General features: G+C 68.8%; 6 protein-coding genes. All 6 read right to left on the bottom strand.

Annotation, left to right across the window (positions count from 1 at the left end; genetic code table 11):
- Positions 1 to 801 (bottom strand): ABC transporter domain-containing protein (locus tag AC1DXX_RS32640; RefSeq protein WP_478138344.1); only part of this gene is annotated, 801 nt, incomplete at its 3' end.
- Entirely contained in the window at positions 798 to 2,495 is a 1,698-nt protein-coding gene (gene cydD, locus AC1DXX_RS32635; RefSeq protein WP_478138343.1) for a thiol reductant ABC exporter subunit CydD, read from the bottom strand. The genes AC1DXX_RS32640 and cydD, both read right to left, overlap by 4 nt.
- A gap of 167 nt (positions 2,496 to 2,662) precedes the next feature.
- Positions 2,663 to 3,772 carry an acyltransferase family protein gene (locus tag AC1DXX_RS32630; protein ID WP_478138345.1) on the bottom strand — a complete coding sequence of 370 codons (1,110 nt, stop codon included), beginning with the start codon at positions 3,770 to 3,772 and terminating at the stop codon, positions 2,663 to 2,665.
- Positions 3,773 to 3,821: 49 nt separating this feature from the next.
- Positions 3,822 to 4,784 carry an NAD(P)H-dependent flavin oxidoreductase gene (locus tag AC1DXX_RS32625; RefSeq protein WP_478138342.1) on the bottom strand — a complete coding sequence of 321 codons (963 nt, stop codon included), beginning with the start codon at positions 4,782 to 4,784 and terminating at the stop codon, positions 3,822 to 3,824.
- Positions 4,785 to 4,873: 89 nt separating this feature from the next.
- A complete protein-coding gene (locus AC1DXX_RS32620) occupies positions 4,874 to 6,664 on the bottom strand; it encodes an acyl-CoA dehydrogenase (RefSeq protein ID WP_478138341.1) in 1,791 nt (596 codons plus the stop codon).
- A 74-nt stretch (positions 6,665 to 6,738) separates the two neighbouring features.
- Positions 6,739 to 7,609 (bottom strand): electron transfer flavoprotein subunit alpha/FixB family protein (locus AC1DXX_RS32615; RefSeq protein ID WP_478138340.1); only part of this gene is annotated, 871 nt, incomplete at its 5' end.

Raw genomic sequence — 7,609 nt, 5'->3', positions numbered from 1 at the left:
CAAGGTGCCCGCGCTGCCATAGGCGACGCCGGCTGCGGTTTCGAGCCGGTTCAGCGCCAGGTCGGCCCTGGCGAGATGCCGGTCCGCATTCATGAGCGCTTCGCGTTGCGCATCGATGCGCCCCGCCATGACCAGATCGGTCTGGCCGGCCACCAGGTCGACGGCACGCGCGCGCAATGCCTCGATGGCATGCGCGCGTCGCACCGCCGGTCGGCGTGCACGCCTCGCGATGAAGAATGCGAGGCCCCAGCCGACGGCGACGAGCCAGAGCATGAGCACCAGCCCCATGCCGGCGTGCATGAAACCCAGCACCACGCCGGCGAGCAGCGCTGCGCCCAACGCCGCGGCGGCAGGCACCAGCAAGCGCAGGTAGAGCGACTCGAGCGCATCGATATCGGCCGTCAGGCGGAACAGCAGCCGCGCCGGACGCATCAGCAGCACGCGTGCCGCCCCGGCGCGCGCCCAGCCGCGGAACAGCCGCACGCGCAGCGACGCAAGCACCGCGAAAGTCGCGTCGTGCGTGACGAGCCGCTCGCCATAGCGCGATGCCGTGCGGCCCAGTGCCAGCAGGCGGATGCCGGCCGATGGCATGAACACATCGAAGGTGAATGCGGTGGCTGCATGCAGGCCGGCCAGCGCGGTCGCGGTGATGAACCAGCCCGAGAGCCCCAGCAGCGCCATGCCTGCGAGCACCGTGACGGCCGCCAGCAGGCCGCCCCACAGCAAGGGACGCGGCTGCGAAGCGAGGAAGGGGCGCAGCACCAGGCGAAGGTCGTGCCAGTTGTTGCTGGAGGCCGTCATGCCGCGCGCTCCAACGCTTCTGCATCGAGGCAGACCACGCGGTTCATGCGCGCGGCCAGCACGGGGTCGTGGGTCGCGACGACCAGTGTCTTGCCCTGGGCCAGGGCGAGCAGCGCGTCGGCCACCCGCTCTGCGGTTTCCGTGTCGAGGTGAGCGGTGGGCTCGTCCACCAGCAGCAGGTCCGCGTGCGGATGGACCGCGATGCGCGCCAGCGCGAGCCGCACCGCCTCTCCGCCCGACAGGCCGCTGCCGCCCTCGCCGAGCGCCACGGCGGGGTGGGCCTGCGCCACGGTTTCGAGCGAGGCGAAGCGCATCGCGGCCGCCACCTGCGGCGTGCCGACGCCCGCGCGTCCGAGCGCCACATTGGCCTCGATCGAGCCGGCGAACACATGCGGCTTCTGCCCCATCCACGCCATGCGTTGCCGCAGCGCGGTCACCGTGCGATCGGACAGCGGCACGCCGCCGATGAAGATCTCGCCGCTCGTCACAGGCAGGAGTCCGGCGAGCAGCGACAGCAAGGCCGTCTTGCCGGCGCCGCTCGCCCCGGTGATTGCGACATGCTCGCCGGCTGCGACGCGGAGCTCGTAGCCAGCGAAGACTTCCTCTGCCTCTTCCCCCGGCCAGGCGAAATGCAAGCCATGGACCGCGATGGCGGGTGCTGAGCCCGCGCTTGCGGCCCTCGTTGCCGCACGCGCCACCCAGGCGTTCGCACCGGGCAACGGCAGCTCGCTGCGCTGGAGCTGTTCGAGCGATTGCAGCGCCGCCTCGCCCGCCRCGCGGTCGTGCCAGACCACTGAGAGTTCGCGCAGCGGCTCGAAGAAGGCCGGTGCGAGCAGCAGGACGAACAGGCCCTCTCCAAGACTCAACTGCCGGCCCCAGGCACCGAAGCCGAGCGTGCCCAGCAGGTGGAAGCCCACATACGCCGCCACCATCGCAACGCCGAGCGCCGAGAACAGCTCCAGCAGGGCCGACGAGAGGAATGCGATGCGCAGCACCGCCATGGTCCGCCGGCGCAGCGACTGCGCGGCCTCGTCCAGCCGCACGGCCGTGGCGTCCACCGCATCGAGCGCGCGCAGCGTGGCCAGGCCCCGCAGGCGGTCGAGCAGGAAGGCGTTCATGCCGCCCATCTCGACCATCTGCGCCTCGCTCGCGGCCTTGGCACGCCAACCCACGATGGCCATGAAGACCGGGATCAGCGGGGCCGCGACCAGCAGCACCAGCGCCGCGACCCACGAGAGGCTCGCAACCACGAGAACAATCAGAAGGGGCACCACCGTCACGCGCCAGCGCGCCGGCTGGTAGCGCACGAGGTACGGCACCAGCGCCTCCGCCTGCTCGCCGAGCACGCTGGCTGCCTGCCCCGATGCCGCGCGGTTGCGGTCCAGCGGCGACCCGCCCGCGAGCGCCGAAGCAGCCTGCGCGCGCAGCGCCGACAGCCGTGCCCTGGCGCGGCCGAAGGTCCGGCGCGCGCCCCAGGCCTCGCAGATGGCCCGCAACCCTCCGAGCAGCAGGATGCCGAGCGCCGGAAGCTGCACCGCACCCAGGCCCTGCCCCGAAGCCAGCCCCTGGACCGCCATCGCGAGCAATGCCGCCTGCGGAATCCAGAAGAGCGCGGCGACGCCCTGCACCACGCTGCCGATGTCAGGCGACGCGAAAGCCTGCAACGGCGGTCGGGATGGCGAGTGCTGGGTCATTCCTTGGTTTTGTGTATTTTCAGTATTTACTGAACTTTCCACAATCATACCGAAGACGGAAGCGACTGACGAGCCCGGAGCCTGCGCGCTCCGACGCCCGAACGCAACCCGTTCAAGGAAGATTCAGCAGTGGCGCCCGCGCTGCCACGGGGCGGGCGCCGTGTTCGTTAGTGCGAAACGACTATTCCGCTGACCAGCAGCGCCGCGAACAGCGCGAACACCCCGCGCCACGATGCCGGGCGCGCCTCCACCCAACGGTAGAGCAGTGCCGCCGCGGCCACCGAGAGGCCGAAGGTCGCCACCATGCCCAGCAGGTCGACCCAGGGGCCGTGCGGTCCGAGATTCGCGACAACCGCATTCATGGCGAGGAGCACGGGAAAGTGAATCAGGAACAGCGAATAGGAGATGCGCCCGAGACGCAGCAGCGGCACCGCCACCGCCGGCCATTTCGCTGGCGACAACCAGTGCTCATGCTGCACGACCGCGATCAGCAGCGCCGTCACCAGCGCCGTGGCGATGCGGCTGCGCCACTCGATGGCGAGCGCCCCTGCCCCCAGCAGGACCAGCAGCGCAACGGCGCCTTGCCAGGTGGTGACCCGCGTCGCGCGGCCGATCCAGAACACCAGCATGCCGAGCCCGTAGGCACCGAAGAAATAGAGCGCGGTGTCGTCCAGGTCGGCATTGCGATTGAAGAGCGCGAGCGAGGCCATGGCCAGCGCAAGCACCAGCGCCACGGGCATCCACCGCGACGGCGGGCTCGCGGTGCCGGGCGCCGGGCGCCGCCACAAGGCCGGCAGGCCGATGAGCGCCAGCGCCAAGGCGAACAGTTGGAAGTCGATGGCCACGTACCAGACGCCGGTGGACAGCGATTCGTAGCCCAACAGGTCCTGCAACAGCAGGCCGTGCGCAAACAGCTGGCCGATGCTCGGCGACGCCGGCACCACCTCTTCATCGAGCCATGGCCGCACCAGCGCGGCCACCAGCACGCAGACGGTGAGCGCGGCCAGGTAGGGCATCACCAGCCGCCCATAGCGCTGCAGGATGCGCGCAATGGGCCGGTCGACCCGCGACAGGCCGTCGGGCGCCAGGCTGGCCGCCGCAAGGAAGCCCGCGATCACGAGAAACACCTGCACCGCCAGCCGGCCGTCGTCTGCCAGCCAGCCGAAGAAACCGGGCGCGAGCTCATACGCGCCGGCGGGCATCGGCCCGTAGCGCGACAGGTGATGCCCGACGATCACGGCGCAGGCGATGCCCTTCGCGGCATCGAGCAACGGCATGCGCCCTGGCGACGAGGACGCGATGGCGCGAGTCATGGTCAGTCGTCGCTCAAAGAGCGAGCCGTTGCCTTGCTTCCTGGTACTCGCGCTTGAGCTTTTCGATGAAGGCCGCAGCGCTCGCCACTTCGGTCACAGCGCCGATACCCTGGCCCGAGCCCCAGATGTCTTTCCAGGCCTTGGCCTTGCTGCCCTCGCCGCCGCCGAAGTTCATGGTCTTGACGTCGCCTTCGGGCAGGTTGGCCGGGTCCATGCCGGCCTTGACGATGCTGGGCGCGAGGTAGTTGCCGTGCACGCCGGTGAAGAGGCTGGAGTAGACGATGTCGTCGGAAGAGCCGTCCACGATGGCCTGCTTGTAGTCTTCGCTGGCGCGTGCTTCCTCGGTCGCGATGAAGGCGGTGCCGATGTAGGCGAAGTCGGCGCCCATGGCCTGCGCCGCAAGCACCGCGCCGCCGGTGGCGATCGAGCCCGACAGCGCAATCGGGCCGTCGAACCACTGGCGGATTTCCTGCACCAGCGCGAACGGGCTCTTCGTGCCCGCATGGCCGCCCGCGCCGGCCGCCACGGCGATGATGCCGTCGGCGCCCTTCTCGATCGCCTTCTGCGCGAACTTGTTGTTGATGATGTCGTGCAGCGTCACGCCGCCGTAGCTGTGCACCGCGTCGTTGACATCGGTGCGAGCGCCGAGCGAGGTGATGACGATCGGCACCTTGTACTTCACGACCATCTCCATGTCGTGCTCGAGCCGGTCATTGCTCTTGTGCACGATCTGGTTGATGGCGAACGGCGCGGCGGGCTTGTCCGGGTTGGCCTTGTTGTAGGCGGCAAGCTCTTCGGTGATTTCGGCCAGCCAATCCTCGAGCTGTGCCGCGGGGCGCGCGTTGAGTGCAGGCATCGAGCCGACCACGCCCGCCTTGCATTGCGCAATCACGAGCTGGGGGTTGCTGATGATGAACAGCGGCGAGCCGATGATCGGCAGCGGCAGGTTCGCGAGGACGGGGGGCAGCTTGGACATGGTGTCTCCGGATATGGGTTTGGCTTTTATAAGAGAGGGAGGCCTCAGCCGCCCGTCAGATGGGCGACACGGGGCCATGCCCCGGGACGTCAGAACGCGTCGAGCGCCAGTGCCGTGACGCTCTCGGCGCCATCGACGATGCTGTCGCGGATGCCCGGCACCTTGTTGAGGATGTGCTCGGCATAGAAGCGCGCAGTGGCGATCTTGGCGAGCATGAAGCCGGTGTCGAAGCTGCGCGATGCGAGGTCCTGCGCAATGATCAGCGAGCGCGCCAGCTGCCAGCCGGCCACGAGGTTGCCCGCGAGCATCAGGTAGGGCACGCTGCCGGCGAACACCGCGTTCGGCGATGCCTTGGTCTGGCCCGCGACGAAATCGACCACCTCGACGAACGCCTCGCGCGCGGCCTTCAGGCGCTTGCGCACGGCCGCGGCCGCGGCGCTGTCGCTCCTGGCGAGTTCGGCCTCGGTCTTCTCGATCTGCGCGGCGATGGCTTTCGCGGTCTGGCCGCCGTCGCGCGCCGTCTTGCGGCCCACGAGGTCGTTGGCCTGGATGGCCGTGGTGCCTTCGTAGATCGTGAGGATCTTGGCGTCGCGGTAGTACTGCGCCGCGCCGGTTTCCTCGATGAAACCCATGCCGCCGTGCACCTGCACGCCGAGCGAGGTCACTTCGAGGCTCATCTCGGTGCTGTAGCCCTTGACCAGCGGCACCATGAATTCGTAGAAGGCCTGGTTCTGCTTGCGCGCCTCGGCATCGGGGTGGTGATGCGCGGCGTCGTACGCGGCGGCGGCCACCGAAGCCATTGCGCGGCAGCCTTCGGTGTAGGCGCGCATCGTCATCAGCATGCGCTTCACGTCGGGGTGATGGATGATCGGCGCGCTGGCGTTGATCGAGCCGTCGACCGGGCGGCTCTGCACACGGTCTTTCGCATAGGCCACGGCGTGCTGGTAGGCGCGCTCGGCAATCGCGATGCCCTGCATGCCCACCGCATAGCGGGCCGAGTTCATCATGATGAACATGTACTCGAGGCCGCGGTTTTCCTGACCGACGATGTAGCCCACGGCACCGCCGTTGTCGCCGTACTGCAGCACGGCGGTCGGCGAAGCCTTGATGCCCATCTTGTGCTCGATGCTCACGCAGTGCACGTCGTTGCGCGCGCCCAGCGCGCCGTCCTTGCCGACCATGAACTTCGGCACCACGAACAGGCTGATGCCCTTCACGCCTTCGGGCGCGCCGGTCACGCGGGCCAGCACGAGGTGCACGATGTTCTCGGCCATGTCGTGCTCACCGTAGGTGATGAAGATCTTGGTGCCGAACACCTTGTAGGTGCCGTCGGGCTGCGGCTCGGCGCGGCTGCGCACCATGGCGAGGTCGCTGCCGGCCTGCGGCTCGGTGAGGTTCATCGTGCCGGTCCATTGGCCGCTCACGAGCTTTTCGAGGTACACCGCCTTGAGCTCGTCGGAGCCGGCCGTGAGCAGCGCCTCGATGGCGCCATCGCTCAGCAGCGGGCACAGCGCGAAGCTCATGTTGGCCGAGTTGAGCATCTCGCCGCAGGCCGCGCCGATGGTCTTGGGCAGGCCCTGTCCGCCGAAATCGGCCGGATGCTGCAGGCCCTGCCAGCCGCCCGACACGTACTGCGCAAAGGCTTCCTTGAAGCCCGGCGTGGTGGTGACGACACCGCCCTTGAACGACGACGGGTCGCGGTCGCCCGCGATGTTCAGCGGCGCCACCACGTCCTGGTTGAAGCGCGCGCATTCCTCGAGCACGGCTTGTGCGGTCTCGAGGCCGGCGTCCTCGAAGCCGGGCAGCTTGGCGATCTCGCCGATGTTGGCCAGGTGCTCGATGTCGAACAGCATGTCCTTGAGGGGGGCGGTGTAGCTCATGTCTTGTCTCCAGATTCAGCGGATGCGAAAAGGGCATCGCGAACGATGCCCTCTGGCTCAATGCAGCGGTGCGATCAGAGCGCCTTCACCAGCTCGGGCACAGCCACGAACAGGTCGGCCACGAGGCCGTAGTCGGCCACCGAGAAGATCGGCGCTTCTTCGTCCTTGTTGATCGCCACGATCACCTTGGAATCCTTCATGCCGGCCAGATGCTGGATGGCCCCCGAGATGCCCGCGGCGATGTACAGCTGCGGTGCCACGATCTTGCCGGTCTGGCCCACTTGCCAGTCGTTCGGGGCGTAGCCTGCGTCCACCGCGGCGCGGCTGGCACCGAGGCCGGCGTTGAGCTTGTCGGCCAGMGGGGCCATCACTTCGGTGAACTTCTCGGCGCTGCCCAGCGCCCGGCCRCCSGAGACGATGATCTTGGCRGCCGTCAGYTCGGGGCGCTCGCTCTTGGTGACTTCCCGGCCCACGAAGCTGCTCTTGCCGCTGTCGGCGACGCCTTCAGCCGTTTCGACGGTCGCGTTGCCACCGGTGGCGGCTGCAGCATCGAAGCCGGTCGTGCGCACCGTGATCACCTTGATGGCGTCACTGCTCTGCACGGTGGCGATTGCGTTGCCGGCATAGATCGGACGCTCGAAGGTGTCGGGGCTGTCGACCTTGGTGATGTCGGAGATCTGGGCCACGTCGAGCTTGGCGGCCACGCGGGGGGCCACGTTCTTGCCGTTGGCGGTCGAGGGGAACAGGATGTGACTGTAGTTGGATGCGATCGCCAGCACCTGGGCGGCGACGTTCTCGGCCAGGTTCTCGGCCAGGCTCGGGCTGTCGGCCACGATCACCTTGGCCACGCCCACGATCTGGGCGGCGGCCTTGCCGGCTTCGGCGGCGTTGGCGCCGGCCACGAGGATGTGCACGTYGCCCCCGCAGGCGAGCGCGGCGGTCACG

It is taken from the genome of Variovorax sp. P4_B10, from assembly GCF_056402375.1.
This window is presented reverse-complemented; position numbering and strand designations above follow the sequence as displayed.

Excerpts from the sequence above, each read along its gene's own strand:
- AC1DXX_RS32630 (WP_478138345.1), bottom strand. The coding sequence starts at position 3,772 with ATGCCGTTGCTCGATGCCGCGAAGGGCATCGCCTGCGCCGTGATCGTC.
- AC1DXX_RS32620 (WP_478138341.1), bottom strand. The coding sequence starts at position 6,664 with ATGAGCTACACCGCCCCCCTCAAGGACATGCTGTTCGACATCGAGCAC.
- AC1DXX_RS32625 (WP_478138342.1), bottom strand. The coding sequence starts at position 4,784 with ATGTCCAAGCTGCCCCCCGTCCTCGCGAACCTGCCGCTGCCGATCATC.